The 26,170-nt window shown below is 68.9% G+C and carries 18 protein-coding genes; 11 read left to right on the top strand and 7 right to left on the bottom strand.

Annotation, left to right across the window (positions count from 1 at the left end; genetic code table 11):
- Positions 1–286 precede the first annotated feature (286 nt).
- Positions 287–1,861 (top strand): alpha/beta hydrolase-fold protein, encoded by a 1,575-nt coding sequence (locus ACGF3C_RS29180; protein ID WP_393226883.1) that lies wholly within the window; start codon positions 287–289, stop codon positions 1,859–1,861.
- A 109-nt stretch (positions 1,862–1,970) separates the two neighbouring features.
- Here ACGF3C_RS29180 and ACGF3C_RS29175 read toward each other — a convergent pair whose 3' ends face one another.
- Complete coding sequence (locus ACGF3C_RS29175; RefSeq protein ID WP_393226881.1) at positions 1,971–3,494, bottom strand: alpha-N-arabinofuranosidase; 1,524 nt, start codon at positions 3,492–3,494, stop codon at positions 1,971–1,973.
- Between the two features lie 396 nt (positions 3,495–3,890).
- Here ACGF3C_RS29175 and ACGF3C_RS29170 point away from each other — a divergent pair, with 396 nt between their 5' ends.
- The 8 genes from ACGF3C_RS29170 to ACGF3C_RS29135 all read left to right on the top strand — a co-directional run bounded on the left by ACGF3C_RS29170 (position 3,891) and on the right by ACGF3C_RS29135 (position 16,190).
- The gene (locus ACGF3C_RS29170; protein WP_393226879.1) at positions 3,891–6,263 is read left to right on the top strand and encodes a glycoside hydrolase family 3 N-terminal domain-containing protein; all 2,373 of its coding nucleotides are present in this window, start codon (positions 3,891–3,893) and stop codon (positions 6,261–6,263) included.
- Positions 6,264–6,552: 289 nt separating this feature from the next.
- Positions 6,553–7,575: a LacI family DNA-binding transcriptional regulator gene (locus ACGF3C_RS29165; protein ID WP_357229776.1), complete on the top strand. Its 1,023-nt coding sequence runs from the start codon at positions 6,553–6,555 to the stop codon at positions 7,573–7,575.
- Between the two features lie 171 nt (positions 7,576–7,746).
- Positions 7,747–9,930, top strand: a complete 2,184-nt coding sequence (locus tag ACGF3C_RS29160; protein WP_393226877.1) for an alpha/beta hydrolase — start codon at positions 7,747–7,749, stop codon at positions 9,928–9,930.
- Between the two features lie 104 nt (positions 9,931–10,034).
- Complete coding sequence (locus tag ACGF3C_RS29155) at positions 10,035–11,375, top strand: extracellular solute-binding protein (RefSeq protein ID WP_357222407.1); 1,341 nt, start codon at positions 10,035–10,037, stop codon at positions 11,373–11,375.
- Positions 11,376–11,450: 75 nt separating this feature from the next.
- Positions 11,451–12,392, top strand: coding sequence for a sugar ABC transporter permease (locus ACGF3C_RS29150; RefSeq protein WP_357204979.1), 942 nt, complete (start codon positions 11,451–11,453; stop codon positions 12,390–12,392).
- A complete protein-coding gene (locus ACGF3C_RS29145) occupies positions 12,392–13,276 on the top strand; it encodes a carbohydrate ABC transporter permease (RefSeq protein WP_357222409.1) in 885 nt (294 codons plus the stop codon). The genes ACGF3C_RS29150 and ACGF3C_RS29145 overlap by 1 nt, the downstream gene beginning before the upstream one ends.
- An 87-nt stretch (positions 13,277–13,363) precedes the next feature.
- Positions 13,364–15,091: an IlvD/Edd family dehydratase gene (locus ACGF3C_RS29140; protein ID WP_355006243.1), complete on the top strand. Its 1,728-nt coding sequence runs from the start codon at positions 13,364–13,366 to the stop codon at positions 15,089–15,091.
- Between the two features lie 112 nt (positions 15,092–15,203).
- Positions 15,204–16,190 carry a LacI family DNA-binding transcriptional regulator gene (locus ACGF3C_RS29135; RefSeq protein WP_355006242.1) on the top strand — a complete coding sequence of 329 codons (987 nt, stop codon included), beginning with the start codon at positions 15,204–15,206 and terminating at the stop codon, positions 16,188–16,190.
- A gap of 84 nt (positions 16,191–16,274) precedes the next feature.
- On the opposite strand, the gene ACGF3C_RS29130 is transcribed toward ACGF3C_RS29135, so the two are convergent.
- Together ACGF3C_RS29130 and ACGF3C_RS29125 are read right to left on the bottom strand one after the other, a co-directional pair.
- Entirely contained in the window at positions 16,275–17,984 is a 1,710-nt protein-coding gene (locus ACGF3C_RS29130) for a cellulose binding domain-containing protein (protein WP_357222412.1), read from the bottom strand.
- A gap of 174 nt (positions 17,985–18,158) precedes the next feature.
- Positions 18,159–19,094 carry a hypothetical protein gene (locus ACGF3C_RS29125; RefSeq protein ID WP_393226874.1) on the bottom strand — a complete coding sequence of 312 codons (936 nt, stop codon included), beginning with the start codon at positions 19,092–19,094 and terminating at the stop codon, positions 18,159–18,161.
- Between the two features lie 276 nt (positions 19,095–19,370).
- Here ACGF3C_RS29125 and ACGF3C_RS29120 point away from each other — a divergent pair, with 276 nt between their 5' ends.
- Both ACGF3C_RS29120 and ACGF3C_RS29115 read left to right on the top strand, forming a co-directional pair.
- A complete protein-coding gene (locus ACGF3C_RS29120) occupies positions 19,371–21,083 on the top strand; it encodes an LLM class flavin-dependent oxidoreductase (RefSeq protein ID WP_393226873.1) in 1,713 nt (570 codons plus the stop codon).
- Complete coding sequence (locus ACGF3C_RS29115) at positions 21,080–21,646, top strand: BBE domain-containing protein (protein ID WP_393226871.1); 567 nt, start codon at positions 21,080–21,082, stop codon at positions 21,644–21,646. Before ACGF3C_RS29120 ends, ACGF3C_RS29115 begins: the two co-directional genes overlap by 4 nt.
- Here the strand turns inward: ACGF3C_RS29115 and ACGF3C_RS29110 are convergent.
- Genes ACGF3C_RS29110 through ACGF3C_RS29095 form a run of 4 tightly spaced genes read right to left on the bottom strand, consistent with a single transcriptional unit; the run spans position 21,643 to position 25,932 of the window.
- Positions 21,643–22,353: a DNA alkylation repair protein gene (locus tag ACGF3C_RS29110; RefSeq protein WP_393226869.1), complete on the bottom strand. Its 711-nt coding sequence runs from the start codon at positions 22,351–22,353 to the stop codon at positions 21,643–21,645. The two genes, ACGF3C_RS29115 and ACGF3C_RS29110, sit on opposite strands and share 4 nt — an antisense overlap.
- A 21-nt stretch (positions 22,354–22,374) precedes the next feature.
- Positions 22,375–23,367: an esterase family protein gene (locus ACGF3C_RS29105; RefSeq protein WP_357222421.1), complete on the bottom strand. Its 993-nt coding sequence runs from the start codon at positions 23,365–23,367 to the stop codon at positions 22,375–22,377.
- 17 nt (positions 23,368–23,384) lie between these two features.
- Complete coding sequence (locus ACGF3C_RS29100; RefSeq protein WP_393226867.1) at positions 23,385–25,436, bottom strand: N-acetylmuramoyl-L-alanine amidase; 2,052 nt, start codon at positions 25,434–25,436, stop codon at positions 23,385–23,387.
- 19 nt (positions 25,437–25,455) lie between these two features.
- Complete coding sequence (locus tag ACGF3C_RS29095; protein ID WP_357222425.1) at positions 25,456–25,932, bottom strand: hypothetical protein; 477 nt, start codon at positions 25,930–25,932, stop codon at positions 25,456–25,458.
- Positions 25,933–26,170: the final 238 nt, after the last annotated feature.

Here is a 26,170-nt window from a genome sequence, read left to right as displayed (position 1 = left end):
CCACCTGCGACTGGCGCGCGAATTCCTTGAAGAATCAATCCGACAGAGAATTCGCGCGCCGGTTGCCCCGGTGTTGCTGAAGCGCGCCCGAATGGTGGGGACGCGATTTTCCGATCCAATTTCCGCCTTGACCGTCAATGCAATTCATGGTTGTGTTTTCGACAGGGAACGATGTTAGCGCTCGCATCGCCGCATCGCTCGTTACTGGTATCCCTTCACCTCACCATCGAATGGTCGGTCGACCGCTCGGTGCGGTCTGACCACACGCCGAAGAGGGAGCAGGAACATGCCCGTCGCACCTCCCCGTCCCCCGACGCCGGCACCGACACGCCGGCTGCTGCTCGCGCTGCTCGCCGCCGTCACAGTGACGGCCGCAACGGTCGCCGCTCCGGCGGCCTCGGCCGCACCGCCGGCGCCGCTGGGCCCGACCGTCACCCGCACCGACAAGCCCCCGACCGGCTACACGGTCACCTTCCGGTACCGGGCGCCCGAGGACGTCCAGCAGGTCCACGTCTACGGCGACTGGTTCTACTCCCGACCGGAGAACATCGCCTGCCAGGACTGCGGTGACGCGCGACCGCCCGCCGAGTGGCAACCCGGCGACGTCGCGGCCACCCCGTGGCACACCCAGGCCATGCGAAAGGGCCCGGACGGGGTCTGGACCTTCACTACTCCGCTGCCGGCAGGCACCTTCCGCTACGCGTTCATCCACGACTGCGCCAACGAGCTCGCCACCGGCTGCGCCCTGCACGACGACCCCGCCAACCGCTGGCAGATCCAGCCGCAGTACCCGGGAGCGCCCGGCGCGGTACGCAGCACGATCTACGTCCCGACCAGCAGAAAGTTCCCGACGTACGACACCGGATACCAGGCTCCGGTCGCCAGGGCCGGCCGGCTGGAGTCCCGGCGGTACGCCTCGCCGCTGTCGACCAACCCGGCGGGAGTCCACGACATCGTCGTCTACCTGCCACACGGCTACGACCCCAACCGGGCCACGCCGTACCCGACCCTCTACCTGAGCCACGGCAGCGGCGACCACTCGACCGCCTGGACGATGCAGGGCGTTGCCCACCTCATCCTGGAGAACGCGATCAAGGAGCGTGCGGCGCAGCCCATGGTGATCGTGTCCACCGACTTCAACGGCCTCCCCGGTGGCAACGAGGGCTACGTCAACGAACTACGGAACAACATCTTCCCGTTCGTCGAGCAGAACTACCGCGTCTCGACCCGGGCGCAGGACCGCGCGTTCGCCGGCTTCTCCGCCGGTGGCAGCCGGGCGTACACCATCATGTACAACCACACCGACCTGTTCGGCTACCACGCGGCCTGGAGCGCGGGCGGTCCGGCCGCCACACAGGCCCAGGTCGACAGCATGAAGGCGGTGGCCGGCGGCATCATGATCGGCACAGGGCTGCAGGACCGGCTGGGCAACATCGCCGAGAACTCGCAGCGCAACGCCGCTGCCCTGCGCACCGCCGGCGTCGAGCTGGACGAGTACAACGTGCCGGGCGTGCACACCTGGCACGTGTGGCGTCCGCTGCTGAACCACTACCTGCGTACGCTGACGTTCCGGGCCACGACCACCGACCTCGTCGTCACGACGTCACCGGCGGGCGGCTCGCACCACACGAAGGTCACCGCCACCGCGACGGTCGGCACGGTCAGCACCAGCACGTCGGCGCCCTCCGGCACTGTCGACTTCTACGTGGGTGACACGCACCTCGGGTCGGCCCCGGTGCACGACGGCGTCGCCCGGCTGAAAAAGACCGTCCATGGTGAGCTGAACGCGCCGGTGGTCGCCCGCTACCAGGGCGACAGGCTCTTCAACGACTCCCACAGCACCCCGGTCGACGTCCGGTAACAGCCGGCTCGACGCCGTACTCCCTGTGGTGGGGAAGCCCCGGCCGCGCGGCCCCTGGTGAAGCCAGGGTGTGCGCGGCCGGGGCACGTCCGGTCCATTCGTCAGCCGGTCACGGGGTCGTGTCGGTGGCGCGGAGTCGCAGCATGGTCCAGGACGCGGGTGGAAGAGTCAGCTGCACGCTGGCGTCGGTGCCCCGTGCCGTGCCGTTGGAACGCGGCGCGGCGTGGTCCGGACCGTCGGCCGTGTTCTTGGCGTGCAGGTCGGTGCCGCCGACGGTGACGCATTCGACGATGTCGCTGACCTGCGCGCCGGCGACGTCGATGGTCACTTCGGCCGGGGTGTCGAGGGCGCGGTTGACGAGGAAGACTGTCATCTCCCCGGTGGTGTCGTCCCAGGTGGAGACCGCGTCGACAGCGTCGATCTCACCGTAGCGGTCGGTGGTCGTCGTGCTGCCCTCGCGCAGCACGTCCAACACCGTGCCCTGGGCGTGCCGGGCGGTGCGGGCGAAGGGGTGGAAGATGGTCTGCCGCCAGGCCGAGCCGCCCGTCTCGGTCATGATCGGTGCGATGACGTTGACCAGTTGGGCCTGGCAGGCCGCGCTCACCCGGTCGCTGTGCCGGAGCAGGCTGATGAGCAGGCCGCCGACGACGACCGCGTCGGCAACGTTGTAGTGGTCCTCCAGCAGGGGCGGCGCGACCGGCCAGTCCTCGCCGCTCGGGGGCGTGGACGGGGCGGCGGACTGGTACCAGACGTTCCACTCGTCGAACGCGATCATGATCTTCTTGGTCGACCGACGGATCGCTCCGACCGAGTCGGCGATGGCGGTGACGGCGTCGATGTACCTGTCCATGTCCTCGGCCGAGGCGAGGAAGCTGGCCAGGTCGTCGTCGACCGGCTGGTAGTACGCGTGCAGCGAGATCAGGTCGACGTCGTCGTACGCCTCGGTCAGCACGTCGCGTTCCCAGCTGCCGAAGGTCGGCATACCGAGGTGTGAGGAGCCGCAGGCGACGAGTTCGAGATCGGGATCGAAGCGTCGCATGGCCTTCGCGGTCTGCGCCGCGAGTCGCCCGTACTCGGTCGCGCTGCGCTGGCCCACCTGCCACGGGCCGTCCATCTCGTTGCCCAGACACCACAGCTTGATGCCGTACGGGTCGACAGCGCCGTTGTCGCGGCGTTGGTCGGCGAGGTGGCTCCCACCGCGGTGATTGGCGTACTCGAGCAGGTCGACGGCCTCGGCGGTGCCACGGGTGCCGAGGTTGACCGCCATGATCGGATCCACACCGGCCTTGCCGACCCACCTCATGAACTCGTCGAGCCCGAACGCGTTGGTCTCCAGGCTGTGCCAGGCGAGGTCGAGCCTCGCCGGGCGTTTGTCGACCGGACCGACGCCGTCCTCCCAGCGGTAGGAGGAGACGAAGTTGCCGCCGGGGTAGCGGACGGTGGTGACGCCCAGCTCGCGCACCAGCGCGAGGACGTCGCCCCGGAAGCCGTCGGCGTCGGCCGTCGGGTGCCCCGGCTCGTAGATCCCGTTGTAGACGCAGCGCCCCAGGTGCTCGACGAACGAGCCGAAGAGTCGACGTGGCACCGGTGCGACGCGTCGGCGGGGGTCCAGGGTCAGGCGGGCCGTGTGCACGCTGTTGTCCGGCGCGCTGTCGAGGTGGGTGTTCAGGGCTGGCTCCCTTCGTGCGGGTCCGACGCGACAGCACTGCTCGAACGCCGGGACCGAGGGGTGGTGGAGGCAGTGTGAGCTCTGGACAACGTGATCGTCTTCGATTACGTTCTCGATCTATGTAAACGTTACCGATTACGTTTACGTAAGGGAACATGGCACCTGGATCAATGTCCGGCCGGCACGCCCTCCGGGGCAGACCGCCACAGCTGACCTGGTGTCCCGCTCCCGCCCGCCTCGCCGCCACCGCTTAGTCGCCACCGCTTCCCGGCCGTCGTCCGCAGCGCGCGGCCAGGCCCCGGTGGCGTGGTGACCGACGAGGCCGAACGACCAGCTTGTCGCGGTGATGGGGGTGACCGGGTGACCACTGTTGAGCCGGAGATCGAGGCGACCTACGCGGATGCGACAGCGTCCGTCGATGATCGGGTGTCCGACCTGCTGGCCCGGATGACCCGTGAGGAGAAGCTCGCGCAGCTGGGCAGCACGTGGGCGTTCGCCCTCTTGGAGGGGGGTCGGTTCGCCGCGGAGCGGGCCCGACCGATCCTTCGACACGGCCTGGGGCACGTGACCCGCGTCGCGGGCGCGACCAGCCTGAAGGCGGCGCAGGTGGCGCGGGCCGCCAATGCGATCCAGCGCTTCCTGGTGACCGAGACCCGGCTGGGGATCCCGGCGATCGTGCACGAGGAGGTGTGCTCGGGGGTCATGGCCCGCGAGGCGACCATCTTCCCGCAGGCGATCGGCGTGGCGAGCACGTGGGCGCCGGAGCTCAACCGGCAGCTGGCCGACGCCGTTCGCGCGCAGATGCGCGCCATGGGAAGTCACCAGGGGCTCTCTCCGGTGCTGGACGTGGTGCGCGACCCTCGGTGGGGCCGGACGGAGGAGACCTACGGCGAGGACCCGTACCTGGTGTCCCGGATGGGGGTGGCGTTCGTTCGGGGCCTGCAGGGCACCGACCTGACCGACGGCGTCCTCGCCACCGCCAAGCACTTCGTCGGTTACGGGGCGTCCGAGGGTGGGCTGAACTGGGCACCGGCCCATCTGCCGCCGCGCCTGCTGCGCGAGGTGTACCTGTATCCGTTCGAGGCGGCGGTCCGCGACGGCGGGCTCCAGTCGGTGATGGCGGGCTACCACGAGCTCGACGGCGTCCCGTGCCATGCCAACCAGGAACTCCTCGCCGACGTCCTGCGCGGGCAGTGGGGGTTCACCGGCAGCGTGGTCTCCGACTATTTCGCCGTCAACGACCTCCACTCGTACCACCACTTCGCGCAGGACAAGCGGCAGGCCGCGACGGTGGGCCTCGGCGCGGGCGTCGACGTCGAGCTTCCGGCGACGGACGCCTACGCGGACGCCCTCACGCACGCCCTCGACGCCGGCGAGGTCAGCGAGGCCCGGCTCGACGAGTCGGTCGCACGAGTCCTCCGGCACAAGATCGAACTCGGGCTCTTCGAGAACCCGTACGTCGACGAGGACGCTGCCTCGACGTCGGCCAACGCCGAGCGCCACCGGGACGTCGCGCTGGAGATCGCCCGCCGCAGCCTCGTCCTGCTCAAGAACGACGGCGTCCTACCGCTGCTCGGGGGCACCGGAACTGTCGCGCTCATCGGCCCCAACGCCGACGACGCCCGGCACCTGCTCGGTGACTACTCGTTCGCGGCGCACATCGAGGCGTTGGTCGAAGCGCGCAAGCGGCGCGGCCTGCTCGGCGAGATGATGACGATCCCGGACGATCTGGAAATCGACGAGAGCACCGGCGGTGTGCCCACGGTGCGCGACGAACTCGTGGCACGGCTGGGTGACCGGCTGCGCTTCGCGCCGGGCTGCGACGTGCTCGACCCGTCGACCGAGGGGTTCACCGAGGCGGTCGCGGTCGCCGCGGCGGCCGATGTCGCGGTGCTGGTACTGGGTGACCGCTCGGGGCTGACGCCCGGGGCCACCACCGGCGAGTCGCGGGACCGGTCCAGTCTGGACCTGCCGGGCGTGCAGGAGGAGCTGGTCCGTGCCGTCGTCGCCACCGGCACACCCGTCGTGGCGGTGCTCGTCGCCGGCCGACCGGTGGGCAGCGACTTCCTGCACGAGGAGTGCGCCGCCGTGCTGATGGCCTGGTTGCCGGGGGAGACCGGGGCGCAGGCGATCGCCGAGGTGCTGCTCGGTGAGGTCAACCCGAGCGGAAAGCTGCCGATCTCGTACCCCCGAAGCGTTGGTCAGATCCCCGTGTTCTACGGCCACAAGGTGTCCGGCGGGCGGTCACACTGGCACGGCGACTACGTGGACTCGCCAGTCGCCCCGCGCTACGCCTTCGGTCATGGCCTCGGGTACACCTCGTTCGTGATCGAGGACGCCGTCGTGGACAGCGCCGAGGTCCGCGCCGGGGACAGCGTCGGTGTCGAGGTCACTGTCGCGAACACCGGGCACCGGGCGGGGGAGCAGGTAGTGCAGCTCTACGTCCGCGACCCACAGGCCACGATCACCCGGCCGGTGCTGGAGCTGAAGGCCTTCGCCCGCGTCGAGGCCGCCGCCGGCCAGCGGGTGGCGGTGCGGTTCGCGCTCCCCACCGGCCAGCTCGGTTTCTACGACCGGAGCATGGCCTACGAGGTGGAGGCCGGGCAGATCGAGGTGTACGTGGGCTTCTCGGCTGCCGACCACACCCATGCCGGCACTTTCGTCATCGGTGCCGACTCGGACCGGTCGACGTCGAAGGTCTTTACCGGGACCGTCGAAGTTCGGCAGCTGTGATCGTTCACCCGGGTCGGGGAATGGTTCTTGACGGAGCGTGCCGTCCTGTTGTCGACGGGTAGCACCGACGCGGAATCGGCCCCCACTTCGACCCCTGGCAGACGATGCCGATTGCGTTATCCGCAACGGCATCCGAGGATCACCAGCAACCTCGCCGACCTCCACTTAGGGCAGCCCATTCGAGAGGCCGGGTAAGGGTGAAGAGGTCTTGTGTTCGTAATAGTTCTCAGTTACCTTGGCAACATCCTGGAAACGTAACCGATAACGATTGCAGTCCAGAGAGAGCGGCATGATTGAAGTCAATGCGCCGGTGACAATGAGTGATGTCGCCCGAGCTGCTGGCGTTTCCACCGCCACCGTCTCGCGCGTCGTCAACGGGCATTACGGCGTCAGCGCTCGCACCGTCGCTCAGGTGCGCTCCGCCATCGAGCAGCTCGGCTACGAGTCGAGTCTGGTGGCGACCAGCCTCCGGCGCAGCCGCACCAACGTCCTGGGCCTCGTGGCGCACAGCTTCCAGTCGTACACGGCGGAAGTGCTCAAGGGCGTGATGAAGGCGCTGAGCCGCTCGGGCTTCGATCTGATCATCTACGCCAACAGCGACCTCTACGGGTCGTATTCGGAGGGTTGGGAGCAGCGGCACCTGACCCGCCTGTCGGGCACCCTCACCGACGGGTGCATCGTCGTGACGCCCTGGGGTGACATCCGGAGCCGGACGCCGGTCGTGGCCATCGACCCGGTGCGGGGCTCGACGGCGCCCTCGGTGATGGCCGACAACCTCGCGGGCGCCACCACCGCGGTCGAGCACCTGGTCGACCTGGGTCATCGGCGCATCGGGTTCATCGCCGGCCGCGACAGCCTGGCCTCGGCCTGGTCGCGGGAGGAGGGATACCGCGCCGCGCTGACCAACGCCGGCATCCCGGTCGACCCGACGCTCATCGGTCGAGGCGACTTCAACCCCGAGTCGGCGACTCCGTTGGCGCGTGACCTGCTGCGACGATCGGAGCCGCCATCGGCGATCTTCGCGGCGAGCGACGGGATGGCCCTGAAGGTTCTGGAGGTCGCCCGGGAGCTGGGGTTCTCGGTGCCGGGGGACCTGTCCGTCGTCGGCTTCGACAACATCCCCGAAACGGCGTCGACCCAGCCGGGTCTGACCACAGTGGACCAGTCGATGTATCAGCTCGGGTACGAAGCCGCGCGGATGCTCAAGTCGCTGGTGACCGGTGAGTGGGACGAGCCGAGCCAGATCGTGCTTCCGACAAGCCTCGTCGTGCGCGACTCGACCGCACCACCCAGGAGCGCGGCACGGCCATGACCTCAGCCCACTGGTGCGCGAGCCGGATCGCTCCCGACGCAGCGATCACGGCAGGTGCGCCCGTGGCGGCAGCCTGAAGGAGGTGTACGCAGCACGCACGGCCAGATCCACCGTTGAGTTGAGCCGGTCAGACGGGTCGCATCCGCTGCCGGCGCATGAAGGGAGTGGAGTGTGGTTACCGGACAGTATCACGGGCGTTTACGCCAGTTAGGCGTACGCCGGCGACTCTCGGCGGCGTTCACCGCCGGGGTCATCGCCGCCGCGGCGGTGCTCCTCGCGCCGCAGCCAGCTGCGGCGGACACGCCGTGGCTGGATGTCTCCGCGGACCGCTACGCCACGTTCGCCGTCCCGGCGGCGTACGTGCAGGAGAACCTGGGCACCGTCTCGCAGGTCGTCGTCGAGGGAAACTTCGGCCCGTCGGCCAGCTGGGCGGAGTTCGGTCTGACCCGTCGGGGTGACGTGTGGTCGGGTGTTCTCGGCGCCTTGGAGCCGGGGCTCTACAACTACCAGCTCACCGCCGACGACACCTTGACCATCAAGGACCCGACGAACAGCACCAGTGTCGCGTCCAACCCGCTCCTGAGCACCTTCCTCGTCGCGGGTGACTCGGCACGATGGCTGCTCGACGCCCCGGCCGGCACCGGCGGAAAGATCGAGACGCTGACCTATCGGGCCGGGAACGCGCAGCGCTCCGCCCTGGTCTGGACGCCACCGGGTTACGCGGCCAAGGGCCCGAAGGGTTACCCGGCGCTCTTCCTCCAGTCGGGGGACGGCGTGGCCGCCACCGACTGGCTCGACCTCGGTCGAGCCAAGCAGATCCTCGACAACCTCTCGGCCGCGGGCGCCATCCGCCCGATGGTGGTGGTGATCAACGATGTCGACGGCTCCGACGACAAGGGTTTGAAGGACCTCCGGAAGGCGGTCACCGACAGGTACCGGGTCCTTCGCGACCCGGTGCACCAGGCCATCGCGGGCGTGTCCGACGGTGCGACGGACGCGCTGCGGGCCGCGCTCACCAAGCCGGGTCAGTTCGGTCACGTGGGCTGGTTCTCGGGCACGTCGGCGCCGGAGATCGACCGGAAGGACGCCAAGGCGATCAACCGCGGCGTCAAGCTGCTCCGCCTCTACACGGGCAACGTCACCGATCCCGCGTACAACACCACCTACCGGCTGACGAAGGCGTTGGACCGGGCCGACGTCCGGTTCGAGTTCGACGGGGTCAACCCGGACGGCGGCGCGACCTGGACCACGTGGCAGGAGAACCTCCTCGACTTCCTGCCGCGACTGTTCGGTCACGTGCGGGACCACGGGCCGAGCCCCGGTCACCAGCCGCTCAAGCGGGAGTTCACCCCGCCGCCGGCCGGCACCACCCCGACGCCCTTCGTCACCGAGGACGGGTTCGTCACCTTCGAGACGACCACGGACTTCGCCGACGCTCAGCACGTCACGGTCTGGGCGAACGTCGCACCGGGCGGCAGTTGGCTGCGACTGCCACTGACCCGCGACGGTGACCGGTGGCGGGCCACTGTGGGCCCGCTGAAGCCCTGGTTCTACTACTACCGGCTGATCGTGGACCGGGTCGCGGTCAAGGACACCTCCAACCCGACGAAGGTCACCACCGAGCCGATGTGGAGCACCTTCTTCATCCCCGGGCCCGGTGCCCGACTGCTGTCGGACGTACCCGCCGGTCGTGGCGGGAAGGTCGAGAGCATGACCTACCCCAGCACGGTGGCCGGCCAGGACCGCACCGCGCTGGTGTGGACCCCACCCGGGTACGACCCGAACCGTACGCAGCCGTACCCGGTCCTCTACCTCCAGCACGGCGGCGGCCAGAACTACACGGACTGGGTGGAGATGGGCCGCGCCAAGCAGATCCTCGACAATCAGTTCCTCGACGGCGACCTGACGCCGATGGTCGTCGTGATGGGCAACGGCAACTCGTCGAACTTCAACCGGGAACTGCGGGAGAACATCGTTCCGACGGCCCGTGACCGCTTCAACATCTCCAGCGATCCGTCGCAGCAGGCCCTCGCCGGTCTGTCGATGGGCGGCGGGCAGGCGTTCGGGGTGCTGCGGGCCTACCCGGGTGAGTTCGCCTACGTCGCCGCGTTCTCGGCCGGTTTCGGCAGCGGCACCGGTGTCGACGTGGCGGCGATCAACAACGGCACCAAGATGCTGCGCCTCTACGTCGGTGACCAGACCGACTTCGTGTACCCGAGCTTCATGGCGTCGCTGACCACGTTGGACAACCTCGGTATCCGCTACGAGTTCGACGGGGTGACCCCCGGGCCGCACGGCTGGGACGTGTGGCAGAAGAACCTCATCGACCTGGCGCCCCGTCTGTTCAAGCGCTAGGAGCCGTCGCCGGCGACGCCACCGGGAGCAGGGCATCCTGCCCCCGGTGGCGCCCGCCAGCGCATGGATGCAGTGCACCGCCATCGCCGAAGGGAACAATCTCAATGAAGAGAAGACGAATACTCGCCACGGTAGCCATGCTCGCGGCGGGAACCGGCCTCGTCGCCTGCTCCTCCGACGAGGGCGGCAGCGACGCGAGCAGTTGCACGAACACCATCACCAAGCAGAACGTGCCGGTCGTGACGATGTGGGGCTGGTACCCCAACACCCAGCTCGTCGTCGACAACTTCAACAAGCAGCACGACGACGTGCAGGTCTGCTGGACCAACGTCGGCCAGGGCAGCGACGAGTACGACAAGTTCCAGACCGCCATCTCGGCGGGCACCGGCGCACCTGACGTGATCATGGTCGAGGCGGACCGGATCCCGACGTTCCAGATCCAGGGCGCGCTCGTCGACATCAAGCAGTACGGCTTCGACGCGGTCAAGGCCAACTACGGCGAGGGCGCCTGGAAGGACGTGTCGGTCGGCGACAAGGTCTACGGCGTCCCGGTCGACGGCGGCCCGGTGGCGATGATCTACCGGAAGGACATCTTCGACAAATACAAGATCACGCCGCCGAAGACCTGGGCCGAGTACGAGCAGGCCGCCCAGAAGGTCAAGGACGCCGGCGGTCCGCTCTTCGGTGACCTCGGCGCGAACGTCTCGGCGCTCACCATGGCGCTGCAGATTCAGAAGGGCGCTGCTCCCTTCACCTACGATCCGGCGCAGCCGAAGGCGATCGGGGTGAAGCTCAACGACCAGGCGTCCAAGGACGTGCTGGACTACTGGGGCGGCCTCGCCAAGAAGGGCCTGGTCGGTACGCAGGACCAGTTCACCCCGGAATACATCTCCGGCGTCATCAACGGCAACTACGCGACGTACATCTCGGCGGCCTGGGCGCCCGGCTACCTCACCGGCGCGGGTGTCGGTAAGGGGCAGGACACCGGCAAGTTCGCGGTGGCGCCGCTGCCGCAGTGGGACTCGGCCAACCCGGTGCAGGTCAACTGGGGTGGGTCGGCCTTCTCGGTGACCAAGCAGGCCAAGAAGCCGGAGCTGGCCGCGAAGGTCGCCTACGGCCTCTACGCCGACAAGGAGTCACTCACCGACGGCTGGACCAACCAGATCATATTCCCGCTGAACCTCACGGCGCTCAAGGACCCCGCGTTCGTCGACCTGAAGGTGGCGTTCTTCGACGGCCAGCAGGCGAACAAGGAGGTCTACCTTCCCGCCGCGGACGCCTACAAGGGCGTCGCGTACGCCCCGTTCGGTCAGTACTACCTCGACGCCATGACGAAGCAGGTCAGCGAGATCATCAAGGGCTCCGTCACCGGTTCGCAGGCTGCCGACCGGCTCCAGGAGGACGTGGCGAAGTACGCCAAGGAACAAGGCTTCACCGTTCAGTGACCGGATGGGTGGGCCGCGCCGCACTGAGCGGCCGGCCCACCCTCCACCCTCACCGTCCACGTCCCGGAGACCAAGATGACACTCCTGACCGAGAAGCGCGCACCGCGTCCTCAGCCTGAGACGCGCAAGATCCGTGGCAAGGTGCACCTCCGCGAACACCTGATGGGGTGGCTCTTCGTCGGGCCGTTCGGGATCGTGTTCCTGGCGTTCCTCATCGCCCCGCTGGGGTACGCGCTGTACCTCAGTCTCTTTCAGAAGAAGCTGATCGGCGGCACCAGCTTCGTTCTCTTCGACAACTACGTGAAGGCGTTCACCGACCCGAGCTTCCTGTCCGGGGCGTGGTTCGTCATCCGCTTCTCGCTGGTCTCGATCCCACTGCAGATCGTCATCGCGCTCGCGCTGGCCCTCATCCTGGACTCGGTGACCACCCTGTTCGCCCGTTTCTCCCGCCTCATGATCTTCCTGCCGTACGCGATCCCCACAGTCATCGGGGCGGTGATGTGGGGGTTCCTCTACAGCAGGGGCTTCGGCCCGCTCACCGACATCTTCGGGCTGTTCGGCGCCACCGCACCCGACTTCCTGAGCAGCGACCTGATCTTCTACGGGCTGCTCAACGTCGTCACCTGGCAGTGGGCCGGCTACTACATGATCATCCTGTACGCGGCGTTGCAGGGCGTCGACCCGACGCTCTACGAGGCGGCCCGGATGGACGGCGCCGGGCGGTGGCAGATCGCGACCCGGATCAAAATCCCGCTGATCGCGCCCGCCCTGATCCTCATCCTGGTCTTCTCGCTCATCGGCACCCTGCAGTTCTTCAACGAGCCGCAGATCCTGCGATACCTCGCCGCGGGCACCATCGGCGCGGACTTCACCCCGAACATGTACGCGTACCAACAGGCGTTCTCGCTCGCCAACTTCAACTACGGGTCGGCGATCTCCTTCGCCCTCGGCGGGCTCGTGTTCATCTGCGTCTACGCCTTCCTGTTCTTCACCCGCAAGCGGAGGAGCTTCCTCTGATGACCGACCACACCACCGTCCGCGCCGGCGCCCGCCGACCGCAGCGCTATCTCCCTCTGCAGATCCTCCTCGGCTTCCTGGTGATCTACTTCCTCGTACCGTTCTGGTGGGTCATCGTCAACAGCTCCAAGGACGCACCCGGGCTGTTCGGCGGCGGCAACACCCTCTGGTTCACCGACCAGGTCGACTACCTCGGGAACCTGCGGCAGCTCTTCACCTACGACGGTGGCATCTACCTGCGGTGGATGCTCAACTCCACGCTCTACGCCATCGCCGGCGGCGTCGGCGCCACCGTCCTGGCGGTCATGGCCGGTTACGGGTTCGCCAAGTACCGGTTCGCCGCCCGACGCTTCAGCTTCGCCATCGTGCTCGGCGCGCTGATGGTGCCCGCCACCGCTCTGGTCATCCCGACCTTCATCATGTTCTCCCGGCTCGGCCTGACGAACACGGTCTGGGCGGTGATCCTCCCGTCGCTGCTCAACCCGTTCGGCGTCTACCTGATGCACGTGTACGCGCGCGACGCGGTGCCCGACGAGCTCCTGGACGCGGCGCGGGTCGACGGCGCGGGAGAGATACGGACGTTCATCCAGATCGCCCTTCCGCTGATGCGTCCCGCGGTGGTCACCGTGCTGCTCCTGTCGGCCGTGGCGTCCTGGAACAACTACTTCCTGCCGCTGGCCATGCTCTCCGACAACCGGCTCTTCCCGGTCACCGTCGGCCTTGGCCTCTGGCAGGGAATCGCGTCCGCGAACAACGCGGGAACCACCTCGCTGTGGAGCCTCATCATCCTGGGCTCCCTGGTGTCCGTGATTCCGCTGATCATCGCGTTCTTCAGCCTGCAACGACACTGGCGTGGCGGCCTCTCCGTCGGAGGTCTCCGGTAGGCCGCGCCGACGCCACCAGCCAATCCACCACACGCGCATTGATCGCCGCGCAGGACGCGGCCGGACGGATGACAGAGAGGTGTGCTGATGTCGACGACGAATCGACCGCTGCGCAGCGGGGAGTGGTTCGGTGCGGAAGGCCGCAACGGGTTCATCCATCGGTCCTGGATGCGCAACCAGGGGTTCGCGGACGACGTCTTCGACGGTCGCCCGGTGATCGGCATCGCCACCACCTGGTCGGAGTTGACACCCTGCAACGCCCACCTGCGCGACCTCGCCGAGTCGGTGAAGCGGGGCGTGTGGGAGAGCGGGGGCCTGCCGCTGGAGTTCCCGGCGATGAGCCTGGGCGAGCCGCTGATGCGACCCACGACCATGCTCTACCGCAACCTGCTGGCGATGGAGTTGGAGGAGTCGGTCCGCGCCAACCCGCTCGACGGGGTGGTCCTGCTCTCCGGCTGTGACAAGACCACCCCCGGCCTGCTGATGGGAGCGGCGAGCGTCGACCTGCCGACACTGATGTTGACCGGCGGCCCGATGCTCAACGGCAAGTTCCGCGGCCAGGACATCGGCTCCGGCACCGTCGTCTGGCGCTTCACCGAGGAGATGCGGGCCGGTCGGATGACGGCGGCCGACTGCTCCGAGGCGGAGGTCGGCATGTCCCGCAGCCGGGGCCACTGCATGACAATGGGCACCGCCTCCACGATGGCCTGTGTGACCGAGGCGCTGGGGGTGCAGCTACCGGGGGCGGCCGCGGTGCCGGCGGTCGACTCCCGGCGGTACGCGCTCGCGCAAGCCGCCGGACGCCGGATCGTCGCCATGGTCGAACAGGACCAACGGTTGTCCTCGGTGCTCACCAGGCAGGCGTTCGAGAACGCCGTCCGGGTCAACGCCGCCATCGGCGGCTCCACCAACGCGGTCGTACACCTGCTCGCGATCGCCGGACGCCTCGGCGTCCCCCTGTCGCTGGAGGACTTCGACACCCTCACCGCCGACGTGCCCATGCTCGTCAACCTCATGCCGTCCGGGACGTACCTGATGGAGGACTTCGCCTATGCGGGCGGCCTCCCGGTGGTGATGAAGGAACTCGCCCCGCTGCTGCACATGGACCACATCACCGTCAGCGGCAGGAGCGTGGCGGAGAACGTCGACGGCGCCCAGTGCTGGAACCGGGACGTCATCGCCACCATGGAAGAGCCGTTCCAGCCGGCCGGGTCGGGCACCGTGGTGTTGCGCGGCTCGCTCGCGCCGTCCGGGGCGGTGTTGAAGGTCTCCGCCGCTTCCGCCCACCTCCTCACGCACACCGGCCCGGCGCTCGTCTTCGACCGGATCGAGGAGTACGTGGTCGCCGCCGACGATCCGGACCTCGACGTCACCCCCGACACGGTGATCGTCGTCCGCAACGCCGGCCCCCGGGGCTACCCCGGCTTCCCGGAGGTGGGCAACGTGCCCATGCCACGACGGTTGCTCGCCGACGGCATCACGGACATGGTGCGGATCTCCGACGCCCGAATGAGCGGCACCGGCTACGGCACCTGCGTCCTGCACGTGGCACCGGAGGCGTCAGTGGGTGGTCCGCTCGCGCTGGTACGCAGCGGCGACCTGATCTCCGTCGACGTCGCGACGCGCCGCCTCGACCTTCTGGTCGACGACGCGGAACTCGCCGTACGCCGCGCCGCCTGGCAGCCTCCGAAGCCGGTGGCCGACCGGGGATGGGTACGGCTCTACAGCGAACACGTCCAGCAGGCAGACAGCGGCGCGGACCTCGACTTCCTCGTCGGTGGCAGCGGCAGCGCGGTGCCCCGTCACTCACACTGACGGCCACGAACGGACCAGGCCCACGAGGAACTGATTCCATGGAAGAACGGATGGCCCGCCAGTGCGAGTTCACACAAAGGCCGCTGTGACGGCGGCCGACCGGCCACCGGTCATGGCTGACGTCGCTCGCCTGGCGGGCGTGTCACACCAGACGGTGTCCCGGGTCATCAACGGCGCGCCCAGCATCAGGCGCGAGACCCGGGAACGGGTCCTCGAAGCGATCCGACGGCTCGACTACCGCCCCAACACCGCGGCCCGCGCGTTGGTTCGCGGACGGTCCGGGATGATCGGCATCATCGGCACGGCCAGGACACTGTTCGGTCCGACCAGCATCCATCGCAGCGTCGAGGACGCGGCCCGGGCGGCCGGCTACTTCGCCACCTCGGTGAGCCTGTCCGAGGTGACGGTACGGGCGCTCAGCGACGCCACCGAACACCTCATGCGCGTCGGCGTGGAGGGCGTCGTGATGATCGCCGGCAACGACGAGGCCCTCGAGGTGGTGCGGATGACGCGATCGAGCGTCCCGTTCGTCGTCGTGGAGGGCGACGTGTCCCGGGCCAGCGTGACGGTCGGCGTCGACCAGGTGCTCGGCGCCCGGATGGCCACCGACCACCTTCTCGACCTCGGACACCGGGAGATCGTGCACGTGAGCGGCCCGCTCAACTGGGCGGAGGCCCGTGCCCGACTCGAAGGCTGGCGTCAGGCGATGAGTGCGGCGGGTCTACGCCCGCCGGAGCCGGTCGAGGGCGACTGGAGAGCGCACAGCGGCTACCTCGCCGGGCTACGGGTCGACGAGATGCCCGGGGCCACAGCGGTGTTCGCCGCCAACGACCAGATGGCCATCGGTGTGCTGCGCGCGCTGCACGAGCGTGGACGGCGGGTGCCGCACGAGATCTCCGTCGTCGGATTCGACGACGTCCCCGAGGCGCCCTACCTCATCCCGCCCCTGACCACGATCCAGCAGGACTTCGACGCGGTCGGTCGGCGGGCCATCACCGCTGTCACCCAGGCCATCGACGACACGGTGCCGCACCGCCTGCCACTGGTCGTCCCCAAGCTCGTGGTGCGGCAGAGCACGGCGTCGCCGACAGCCACCTGACCAGCCGACGATCCGACCCCGTCGACGGGCGGGAGCCCCGGCGTGTGGCCGGGGCTCCCGCGACGTACGTGGTGATCGAGGTGTTCAGAGGGTGAAGACGAGGGTGGAGATGCTGCGGGCGCCGACGTTGATGGTGGCCTGACCGCCGTTGACGCTGGTGGGCTGGCTGGCCGCGTTGGCGTTCTGCGAGGTGAGGTAGTGCTCGGCCCGGGTGACGTTCTGCGGGGCCTGGACCACGGCGTTGTTGACCGCGCTGTTGGAGCGGTTGAGGATCACCAGGGTGATCTTCCCGTCGCCCTGGTAGGCGGTCACCTCCAGCGGGGAGGCTTTCGAGCTCTTCGTCAGGGCGACCCGCTGGTAGCCGGGGCGCACGTACTTCGCGTACTGCGAGAAGGCGTACCCGCGCTTGAGGGGTGCGCCGGCGACGGTGCCGAACGCCGATTCGCCGTCACCGATGAAGGAGTAGTAGCGCTTGCCGTACCACCAGATGTAGGCGTTCCAGTTGGCCTCCATCGACTTGTGCACGGTGCGCATGATGTCGTCGAGGGTCTCGTTCCAGACCGCCGCATTGGCGGGGTTGCCCCAGATGTTGGAGCCGCCACCGTCGGCGGCGTGCAGGTTCCACTCGGTCATCCACACCGGCTTGTTGTGCTGCTCGGCCAGCGAGTACGGCCGCAGTCGGCCGGACTCCTCGGTGCCGTAGAGGTGCCCGCCGATGTAGCCGATGTTGTTGCGGGCGGTCGCGTCGTTGAGGGTCGGGTCGGTGAAGTTGTAGTTCATGTTCACCGCCTCGGCCACCATCAGCTTGGTGTTCTGCACCCTGGTGCCCTGGTCGCGGACGAAGGTGCGCAGCTCGGTGCCGCTCCAGTCCATCGAGTCGTAGTCCGGGTGCCAGTCCGGCTCGTTCTGCACCGACGTGACGTCGATGGGTACGCCCTGGCCACGCATGTACTGCACGTAGCTGTTGAGGTGGTTGGCGTAGTCGTCGTAGTAGTCGGTCTTCAGCTTGCCGCCGTTGACCCGGCTGTTGTTGGTCTTCCACGCCGCCGGCGCGGTCCACGGCGAGGCGAGGATCTTCACGTTCGACCCGTACGACTTCGCCGTCTTCAACGAGTTCACGTGCGTCGCCCACTCGCTGGACACCGGCGACAACCCGGTCCGCACGATCGACAGCCCCAACTGGTTGGCACCCATCCCGACCAACGTCTGCGTGTCCGTCGTCGACCAGGCGCTACCCCAGATCGACTGCGCGGCCCCGAATCCGTCGACGGTCTGGTACCTCGTCGCGTTGTTCACAGTGATGTCCGCCGGCCCGGTCGGCGGCGGTGGGTCGGTCGGCGGCGGAGTCGTCGTCGGCGGCGGGGTCGGCTCTGTGTCACCGGTGCAGCCCACCCCGTTCAACGCGAAGGTGGTGGGATCGGGGTTGCTGCCGGTCCAGGATCCGTTGAAGCCGAACGACACCGTCCCGTTGGTCGGTATGGCCCCGTTGTAGCTGACGTTCCTGGCGGTGACCGCGGTGCCGCTCTGCGTCAGTGTCGTGTTCCAGGCCTGGGTGACGGTCTGGCCGGCGTTGTAGTTCCAGGTCAGCGTCCAACTCGTCACTGCGTCACCGAGGTTGGTGATGGCGACGTTCGCGCCGAAGCCACCCTGCCACTGCGACGACACGCTGTAGTCCACCCTGCAGCCGGCGGCTGCGGCTCCCGCCGGCACCGCCATCGCGACGCCTGCGGACGCCACCAGGACGGCGCCGGCCGACAGCAGGGCGACGTTCGTCGCTCTTCTGCTTCTTCTCATTGAAACTCCTCCTGAACTGGTGGTGGTATCCACGCCTCGGGAGGGCTCAGCTCTGGCGGATTTCAGCGATGGTCGGACGGTGAGTAGTTGGGAGCGCTCCCAGGTGCTTGATTCAGAAAGTTAATTCGTCCAACGATCCCTGTCAATGCAACCGACCCTCGGTCGGCGGTCCCGTCAGCGGCCGCAGGCACCGCACGGGCTGCGAGTGCGCAGGTGGTAGTCGGTGGACGCGACGAGCAGGCCCAGCCCGATGACGAGGTACGCCGACATCGCCACCCACAGGAACGCGTCGGAGAACTCGCTGTGCGAGCCCGTCGTCACCTGCACCATGCCCATGCCGAAGTAGGCCACGATGCCCGCGCCGAGCCCGAAGCCGGGCACCAGAAGCACAAGGCGAGGAATCGTCCGGCCGGCGAGCAGCGGAACCCACCACGGCCAGACCTCACCCCAGTGATGCACCAGCGCCAGTGGCAACAGCGCTCCGGCCAGCACCAGGCCGATCTCCAGCCCGAGCAGGGAGGCGCTCTGCTCGACGCTGTCGAACCCCACCACGAACTGGGCCGCGAAGCGGGTCACGAGACCGCCCACGGCGACCCACGCGGCCCAGCGCGCCCACCGCGCGGGTGCCGAGCGCCGCGTACCCGGTCGGACCGTCCGGCAACAGGCCGGGCAGTCGCCCCGGGTGCGCCGCTGATAGCGCCCGGTGGCCAGAGCGAGCAGTACCGCTCCGCTGACGCAACCGAGCCGGCTGACGAACGCCAACGGGTCGAAGAACGGGCCGACGGTGAACAGCAGGAAGCCCACCAGCTCCGGCAGCAGGATCGCGGCTGCCGCGACCAGCGCTCCAGCGACAGCCCAGGCGAGCCCCGCAAGCGCTGGCCGCCAGGTCGCCACCCGGTCCAGGGCAACCGCCAGCCCGCCCGCGGCCGCGCACAACGCCACCGACCACCAACCGGTGAAGCCGAGCAGGTCGAGCCCGAGCCGCCCGAACTCCGGAGCCTCACCGACCGTCCAGGCCAGACGCACGCCCCCGTATGCCACGGCCCAGCCGAGCACCGCGTACGTCAGACCATGGACGCTCCGCCCGACGATCCGTGTCGATGTCGTCATGGACCGATCCTGTCGGCGTCCCAGGGTGGGCGGGCCCCGCTGACAGGGGAAGGCACTCCCTCCCAGGAGGGAAGGGCCGACGGGGCGGGCGGCGGGCGGACTCGGGGGCGGCGCTCACCGTCTTCTCGGCGTCGAGCTTCGCGGCGTTGAGTCCGCGCTGATTCTCGTCTGACATCACCGCACTCCAGGAATGATTGGCGATGCAGATAAGTTGTGTGACAGACGATAGATGCACAACATGATCAGTGAATCAAACGATCGCGTGGATGGTGAGCAATGTCCGACTACGGGCACGAACTCCGGTTTGGGTCGTTCCTGACACCCAGCGTGCACAACCCGGACCAGGTGGTGGCGCTGGCCGAGCAGACCGAGGCTGCGGGGCTGGACCTGGTCACCTTCCAGGACCACCCGTACAACGCGGAGTTCCTCGACACCTGGACACTGCTCAGTTGGGTCGCCGCCCGCACGCAGCGGCTCCAGATCTCCGGGAACGTCCTCAGCCTGCCGCTGCGCCCGCCGGCCGTGCTGGCCCGGGCCGCGGCGAGCCTGGACCGGCTGTCGCACGGCCGTTTCGAACTGGGCCTCGGCGCCGGAGCGTTCTGGGACGGGATCGAGGGCATGGGGGCTCGTCGGCTGACCGCGGGGCAGGGCGTCACGGCGCTGCGCGAGGCGATCGATGTCCTGCGCGGCGTCTGGGACGACACCGCCACCGGACCGCTGCGGTTGACCGGGGAGTACTACCCCGTACCCGGCATGCAGCGTGGCCCGAAGCCGGCACATGACATCGACATCTGGCTCGGCGCGTACCAGCCGAAGATGCTGGCCCTGACCGGCCAGAAGGCCAACGGCTGGCTGCCGACGCTGGAATACCTGCGGTCCCCGGACCGGGTGACCGCCAACCGGCTCATCGACGAGGCGGCCATCGCCGCGGGGCGCGAGCCCCGGGAGATCCGACGGCTGCTCAACCTGTTCACTGTCGACGTCTCCTCGCGCAGCCGCGGCTTCCTCCAGGGTCCTGTCGCGCAGTGGGTCGACCAGCTCCTTCCGCTGGTCGTCGAGGAGGGGTTCAGCACCTTCCTGATCGGCCGTGACGACTCACGCCTCATCCAGACCCTCGGGCAGGAGATCGCCCCCGCGCTGCGGGAGGCGGTAGCCAGGGAGCGCGCCGGCGGTGAGGTCGGCGGCGGGCCGACCCGCACAACCGTCGCGTTGGCCGAGCGGCACCCCGCTCTCGACTACGACGCGCTGCCCCCGTCGCTGGTCAGCAGCTCCGTCGAGCCCGGTGACCCGGAGTACGAGCGGGTGCGCCACACCTACAGCCGGCACGGGTCGCCGGCCCTGGTGATCCGTCCGCGAAACGCCGCCGAGGTGGTCGACGCCGTGACGTACGCCCGGACCCAGGACGTCCCCCTGTCGGTGCGCAGCGGCGGGCACGGCATCAGCGGCCGGTCGACGAACGACGGGGGAGTCGTCATCGACATGTCGAGGATGAACAGGGTCCAGGTGCTCGACCGGGCGACCCGTCGGGTGCGGCTCGAACCGGGTGCCCGGTGGGGCGACGTGGCCCAGGCACTCGCCCCGCACGGCCTGGCCATGAGCTCAGGCGACTACGGAGACGTGGGCGTCGGTGGTCTCGCCACCACCGGTGGCGTCGGATACCTGGCGCGCAGGTACGGCCTGACCATCGACCACGTCGTGGCCGCCGAGATCGTCACCGCGGACGGCCGCCTGCTCCGGGTCGACGACGAGCATCACCCCGACCTGTTCTGGGCCGTCCGGGGCGCCGGCGGGAACTTCGGTGTGGTCACCGCGATCGAGCTGGAGGCGTACGAGGTCGACAACGTCGTCTACGCGCAGCTCGTCGCGGACGCGACCGACACCGCCCGACTGCTGCGCCGGTGGGGCCGACTGGTCGAGGACGCGCCACGGGAGTTGACGAGCTTCCTCTCCCTTTTCCCCGGCCGCCGTGGCAACCGGCTGCCCAGGTGACCCTCGTGTACGCCGGTGACGACGTCGAGGCGGCGCAGTCCGCCCTGAGCCCGTTCCTGGAGATCGGGCCGATCCTCGACCAGCAGGCGCAGCTCGTGCCGTACCCGGCGATCGTCGTGCCGCCGGGCAACCAGCATCGTGGGCAGGGGCTGGAGGACACCCGCAGCGGTCTGTTGCACCACGTCACACCGCAGGTGGCCGACCTCATGGACAACATGATCCATTCCGGCGACGTGATGATCATGCAGGTGCGGTCCGTCGGTGGGGCGGTCAACGACGTCGCCCGGGACACGACCGCCTATCCCCACCGGCAGCAGAACTTCTCGGTGCTCGCCGCCACCGTCCCGGAGCGCCGACCCCAGCTCGACAAGCTGTGGGCCGAGCTGTACCCGCACCTCGACGGCCTGTACCTCAGCTTCGAGAGCGACACCGATCCGGCTCGACTGGTGGATGCCTGGCCCGAGCCCACCCTCGGCCGCCTGCGTGCCATCAAGGCCAGCTACGACCCGGACAACGTCTTCAACCGGAACTTCCCCATCCCACCGGCCGGGGCGGTCGACTAGAGCATGCCGGACAGGTACTCGCGGCGACGCTGCGGTTCGAACTTCTCGATCGCGTACCGCAGCATCACCCGTGGCATCACCCGGTAGCGGCGGGCGAGGAACTCCTCCTCCGCCGCTCTGTCCCGGTTGCCCACCTCGCGCAGCATCCAGCCCACCGCCTTCCGAACGAGGTCGTGCGGGTCGTGCAGGAGCCGGTCGCCGAGCCGGAAGGTCCACTCGAAGTCACCGGCCTTGATGAAGGCGAAGGTCGCCATGACGGCGGTGCGCCGCTCCCACACGAGGCTCGACTCGGCCAACCGGTCCAGGACGCCCCGGTCCCTGTCGATCAGCCAGGGGCCGACGATGTACGGCGCGGACGAGTCCACCAGGTCCCAGTTGTCGATGCGGCTGGTGTTGGCCAGGACGGTGCCGAAGACCCGACCCCGTTCCTGCTCGTCGCCCTTGGCGAACTTCCGCACCAGGATGAACAGCGCGGTCAACCGCTCCTCGTGCGCGCCCTCGGCGAGCAGCTTCGTCGTCTCGGCCAGCGACAGGTCGCGCCAGAACCGGGCGGCCACCGTGCGCTGGTCGGGCACGGAGACACCGAGGGCCCGGTCGCCCTCGCCGTACCCGCCGGGAACCATCTGGAGGAACCGGCTCGATGCCTCGGCGCGACGGGGGTCGGCGAGGCTGGCGAGTGCCCGACGCACGTCGACGCTGGTGGCCATGACCGTCGACGCTACCGGGGGTCAGCCCGCGCGGCGTAGGCGTCCGAGCATTCCGTTGAGGTCCTGGACGAACAGGTCGTGGCGGAAGAAGTGCCCACCCGGCACCTCGCGCCACTCGTGCGGAATGCCGGCTCGCGCGAGTGCCGCGCGGAACTCGCGCTGACCGGCAAGGACCTGGGTCTCGTTGACGGTGTCGAACCAGTTGACCGGGTCGGGGGAGGTTCCGGCCGCCAGGAAGATCCGCTTGTTCTGGAAACTCGGAATGCGCTGGACCGGGTTGTCGGCGCTGACCCGGGCCTCGTCCCACAGCGGGATCCCGTAGACGGTGCCTCCACCGAGGTCCAGCGCGGCGGAGGTGGCATTCGCCCAGTGCACGACCAGTCCGAAGTCTCGGCGGAGACTGGCCGGCCCGGAGTGTGAGCTGACCGAGCAGAAGTGGCCGTAGTACTTGGCCGCGTACTTCAGCGCGCCGAAGCCGCCCATCGAGAAGCCCGCGACCGCGCGTCCGTTGTACTCGGCGAACGTCCGGAAGTTCGCGTCTATCCACGGCAGCAACTGGGCGATGTGGAACGTCTCCCAGTTGCGGGGTCCAACGAAGCTGGTCACCGGATTGCAGTACCAGCCGGTCGACGCGTCCGGCATGACGACGATGACCTCCCGGCCGGCGGTCAGACCGACGATGTTGTCCTGTAGGTGGAAGGTGCGGAAGTCCGCGTTGCCGCCGTGCAGCAGGTACAGCACCGGATACCGCTTGCCGCTGGTGTGGTAGCCGTCGGGTAGCAGCACGTTCACGGCCGGATCCCACTCGATGGCGTCGGTGGCGAAGCGGTAGTACTGCAGCCGGCCGCCGTTCTCGTTGCGGTCGACGATGCGCAGGCCGTACCCGTCACCGGCGGCCTGGGCGGCGGACGACCCGGCGAGGGCGCCGCCGAACAGGCCGGAGGCGGCCGCCGCTGCCGAGCCACCGATCAACCGGCGCCGGCTGATCGACGCGGACGGGGGAACGTCGAACATGTGCGGTCTCCCTTGGGTCAGAGGGTGGTTTCGCCGTTGAGGCCGAAGAAGTCGTGCCATTTGGTGGCGCCGAGGAAGGTGGTGCCGGTGGAGAGGCCGACGTGGACGTCGTTGAAGCTGCCCTTGGTGAAGGCGACGATGTCGTCCTTGCCGTCGCCGTTGTAGTCACCCAGGTAGGGGAACTCCCCGGGCAGGCAGAAGAGGTCGTTCCATTTGACTGTGGTGCCGACGAACGAGGTGCCGGTGGACACGGCAGCGTAGACGTCGGCATCGGCGTTGCAGGTGAAGGTGACGATGTCGTCGCGGCCGTCGCCGTTGATGTCCCCGACGCGGGGTTGTTCTGTCCCGACGGCGAACAGGTTGTGCCACGTCTGGGGCGCGCCAAATCCGCTTCCTGTGGAGAGGGAGACGATCACGTCGCTCGCCGTGGGCGGCCCCTGGGTGAAGGTGATGATGTCGTCGCGACCATCGCCATTGACGTCCCCGAGCGCGGGAAACTCGCCGGGGATGGAGAAGTACTCGTGCCACTTGAGGCCGGGGCCGAAACCCGTGCCGGTGGACAACGCCACGTACACGTCGGCGTTGGTGTCGTGGGTGAAGGCGACGATGTCGTCCCGGCCGTCGCCGTTGACGTCGCCGACCGCGCCGACCTCCGCGCCCGGCGCGAACCACTCGTGCCACTTCTGGCCGCCGCCGAAACTGGTGCCGGTGGAGAGGGCCACGTAGACGTCACCGAGAGTGCCGTGGGTGAAGGCGATGACGTCGTCCCTGCCGTCGCTGTTGACGTCGCCGCTGAGCAGGGTCTCGCCGTTGAGGCCGAAGAAGTCGTTCCACTTCACCGAGGTACCGGCGAAGGCGTTGCCGGTGGACGTGGCCACGTAGACGTCGTTCAGGCTGCCCTGGGTGAACGCGACGATGTCGTCACGGCCGTCGCCGGTGAAGTCGGTCGGTGAACCGGCCAGGTACCGACCCCCCGAGCCGCCGGCGTTGACCAGGGAGACGTAGTAGTTCCAGTTCCAGTTCGGCCCCGGATCGGTGTGGTCGTTGCCGGGCAGCTCGTTGTGTCCCTTGATCGACGCACGGGTCTTCGGCAGCCCGTACTTGTCGCAGAGGTAGCGGGTCAGCGCGGCGGACGACCGGTACATGGCGTCGGTGAACCAGGCCGGATTGTCGACGAAGCCCTCGTGCTCGATGCCCACCGAGTAGGGGTTGGCCGAGCGTGCGTGATACGCCGTGTCGCCCTCGCGCACCATCTGGGTGATCTCGCCGTTGCTCGATTTCACCACGTAGTGCGCGCTCACCCCCGCCGACGGGTTCTGGAACCAGCTCACCGTGCCGGCGTAGGACCCCTGGGTCACGTGCACCACCACAGTGGTTATCCGCGCCGATCGGCCGGCCTGGTAGTTGCCGCCGTAGGCGGACACCCAGCGGGCCGGCGCGTACTCCGGCACCGCCGCCGCGACGTTCGCGCCGGCGGTGCCCGCGGGGGCGACTCCCGCGTAGCGGCCGAGTTCGGGTCGGAGCGGTCGCGGCGCGACCCGAACCGGTCCGGCGGCGATTCCGGTACGCAGCAGGTCGTAGACGTGGTCGGCGTAGAGCCGGGCGGTCGACGCGTCGACGGCCGCGCTGTAGCGCGCCACCACTGGATACCAGGCGGAGAGCCGGTCGCGTGCCCCGCCGGACAGCCCCTCGTTGTCGGCCAGGTCGCGGAGCACCGCCGCGCCGCCGCGGATGTTGGCGGAGGTGACCGAGCGCAGGCTGTCGACCGGTTCGCCGGTGAGCGTGGCCGCCCGCTCCAGACTGTGCTGGGTGGGATTGCTGACCAGGTGCATGACCCCGTACCCGTTGGCCTGACTGGGCAGGCCGCCGTGCCCGTCCAGCCGGGACTCCCCGTAGGCGACGGCGACCAGCAGGTCCCGGGGCACGTCGAACTCGGCGGCTGCCCGGGTGAAGTCGGCGGTGAGCGAGCCGGATGCCGCGGGTCCGGCCGCATCGGCCGGCGCGACCGCGACCTGGCCGGCCAGCGCCGCCGCCAGTAAGAGGGTGCACGTGCGCCTGGTCAGTCGCATGAGATCTCCAATCCGCTGATCACAGCGTCGTCTCGCCGTTGAGGCCGAAGGAGTCGTGCCATCGGGTGGCGCCGAGGAAGCCGGTGCCGGTGGAGGTGGCGACGTAGACGTCGGCGAGGGCGTTCTGGGTGAAGGTGACGATGTCGTCCCGGCCGTCGCCGGTCACGTCGGTGGCGGATCCACCGGCGATGGCGTGGGTGCGGGCCGCCTCGTTGAGCTGGGCTCGGGCGGTGCCGGCCGCCTGGTCGTACCGGTCGGGGAAGCTGGACCGTTGGACGCACTGGGCGACCTGGCCCGCGCTGTATCCGGGGTTGTCGCGGTCGCAGACGATGGCCCGGGCGACCCGGTAGACGACCAGGGTCGCCGCCGGGTCGCGGGTGGCGGGGATGGAGGGGCAGGCCAGGGTGCCGACCGGGTCCGCGTGCGCCGGAGTGGCCGGGACCGTCGTGCCGGCGACGCCGAGGGCCATCAGCAGGGCCAGGAGAATACGTCTCACGCTGCTCCTCGTCGGGTCGGGGATGGTCGACTGATGGCGTCACGGGACCGCCACCGACCGGGGACCGATTGCTGAGAGTTTCTTCAGGGCGCTGATGACTGTCAATGTTCTATGAAGAATTCCTTCAATGGATCGTTCATGGCGGGCAGGTATTGACAGCGGCTGTCGTAGGCGGGTTTACTCGCCCGCAACCGCTGTCCAATCACGCGGCAGGCCATGACGAGTACGACAGGAGAGG

This window comes from Micromonospora sp. NPDC047762, from assembly GCF_043204655.1.
GTDB lineage: Bacteria > Actinomycetota > Actinomycetes > Mycobacteriales > Micromonosporaceae > Micromonospora.
The sequence above is the reverse complement of the archived record's forward strand: the minus strand, read 5'-3'. Positions and strand labels throughout refer to the sequence as shown.

Excerpts from the sequence above, each read along its gene's own strand:
- ACGF3C_RS29180 (WP_393226883.1), top strand. The coding sequence starts at position 287 with ATGCCCGTCGCACCTCCCCGTCCCCCGACGCCGGCACCGACACGCCGG.
- ACGF3C_RS29165 (WP_357229776.1), top strand. The coding sequence starts at position 6,553 with ATGATTGAAGTCAATGCGCCGGTGACAATGAGTGATGTCGCCCGAGCT.
- ACGF3C_RS29155 (WP_357222407.1), top strand. The coding sequence starts at position 10,035 with ATGAAGAGAAGACGAATACTCGCCACGGTAGCCATGCTCGCGGCGGGA.
- ACGF3C_RS29150 (WP_357204979.1), top strand. The coding sequence starts at position 11,451 with ATGACACTCCTGACCGAGAAGCGCGCACCGCGTCCTCAGCCTGAGACG.
- ACGF3C_RS29145 (WP_357222409.1), top strand. The coding sequence starts at position 12,392 with ATGACCGACCACACCACCGTCCGCGCCGGCGCCCGCCGACCGCAGCGC.
- ACGF3C_RS29140 (WP_355006243.1), top strand. The coding sequence starts at position 13,364 with ATGTCGACGACGAATCGACCGCTGCGCAGCGGGGAGTGGTTCGGTGCG.
- ACGF3C_RS29135 (WP_355006242.1), top strand. The coding sequence starts at position 15,204 with ATGGCTGACGTCGCTCGCCTGGCGGGCGTGTCACACCAGACGGTGTCC.
- ACGF3C_RS29130 (WP_357222412.1), bottom strand. The coding sequence starts at position 17,984 with ATGAGAAGAAGCAGAAGAGCGACGAACGTCGCCCTGCTGTCGGCCGGC.
- ACGF3C_RS29125 (WP_393226874.1), bottom strand. The coding sequence starts at position 19,094 with ATGACGACATCGACACGGATCGTCGGGCGGAGCGTCCATGGTCTGACG.
- ACGF3C_RS29120 (WP_393226873.1), top strand. The coding sequence starts at position 19,371 with ATGTCCGACTACGGGCACGAACTCCGGTTTGGGTCGTTCCTGACACCC.
- ACGF3C_RS29110 (WP_393226869.1), bottom strand. The coding sequence starts at position 22,353 with ATGGCCACCAGCGTCGACGTGCGTCGGGCACTCGCCAGCCTCGCCGAC.
- ACGF3C_RS29105 (WP_357222421.1), bottom strand. The coding sequence starts at position 23,367 with ATGTTCGACGTTCCCCCGTCCGCGTCGATCAGCCGGCGCCGGTTGATC.
- ACGF3C_RS29100 (WP_393226867.1), bottom strand. The coding sequence starts at position 25,436 with ATGCGACTGACCAGGCGCACGTGCACCCTCTTACTGGCGGCGGCGCTG.